This window comes from Sulfitobacter aestuarii, assembly GCF_042685005.1.
Lineage (GTDB): Bacteria > Pseudomonadota > Alphaproteobacteria > Rhodobacterales > Rhodobacteraceae > Sulfitobacter > Sulfitobacter aestuarii.
The window spans coordinates 1-993 of sequence record NZ_JBHUMP010000072.1 but is presented as its reverse complement, the minus strand read 5'-3'; the positions used below and the strand labels follow the sequence as shown (position 1 = coordinate 993).

Sequence of the window (993 nt, the reverse complement as noted above, 5' to 3'; positions counted from 1 at the left end):
AGTGAGAAGATCACCCGAACCGGCGCCGTTGAAGGGATAGCGTTCCGGATCAGCGACTAAATCAGCACCCTGTTAGGTGCCGGACTAAATGCCTCAGTCAATTCAACTCAAATGTATTTGCGATAGTCGCTACTCACCTTCTGACCGGCAGGCACATGTTTCAAGACGTCTCCAACCTTCCGGGCCGCACGTATCGGAATGGGCAGCCGTTGGTTCATCTGGGTCGAGTTCCAGTTTACCTTAGTGAGACTGAAAACCTCCTTCGCGATCTGCTCGATAGTGCTTTCACTTTGCGGATGGGGGCAGAGCAGTAGTGGGTTCGGAACATAGATGCCCGGATAGGTGCCATAATATGGGATGCTGCCATTAGTGTAGAGAAGTCCATTGCCGTCCAACTCCACGAAGGTGCCGCGAAGAACAGGAAAATCACCGTCGCGCAGCACCTTGACTGGACAGCTCTCTTGGACCCAAATGAGATCACGCAGTTCGACGCCGACTTCGTCGAGTGCCTTTCCGACGCCTTCGGCCTCATCTTCACGAAAACGCGAAGTCTTCATAACGATCACCCGAGCCGGCATGGTTCTGTGGACCGACTTATAGGCTGCCAACGCGCCCTCAGTAAGCTTGTAAGCCTCTTGTATCGTAAGGAACGGGTGGCGGCCTCGCGTCTCTGACTGCGCCGGACCACCTCGCAATATGAAACCCCTTCCGCGCTCGTCGAACATTTGCGCGGCACTGGTCCATATCTCATCAGTTGCAGCGGCCTTGAAGAAGCTGATGCCGATGTAACAAGCCGTAAACTCACCCTCTTCAGGCATGCGGCGCCAAGGAACCTTTCCGCTACCCTTGTAGTAGAGTGTGGTCATGAGGTTCCAAGCAAGATCGGCACGATCTTGGGTCTGGCGGTCCGAACTCTCCTTAGACCCCATGATCGCCGTGTGAGCTGACTGGCTCGGCGGCCTCTCCCGCGGCATTCTCCGTTCGAGGGTTGCG

Annotated in this window: 1 protein-coding gene; it reads right to left on the bottom strand. The window is 55.6% G+C overall.

The genetic code is table 11. The annotated features are described in order from the left end of the window. Window positions 1–107 precede the first annotated feature (107 nt). A partial coding sequence (locus tag ACFSUD_RS19625; RefSeq protein ID WP_449343068.1) for an argonaute/piwi family protein occupies window positions 108–993 on the bottom strand: 886 nt, incomplete at its 5' end.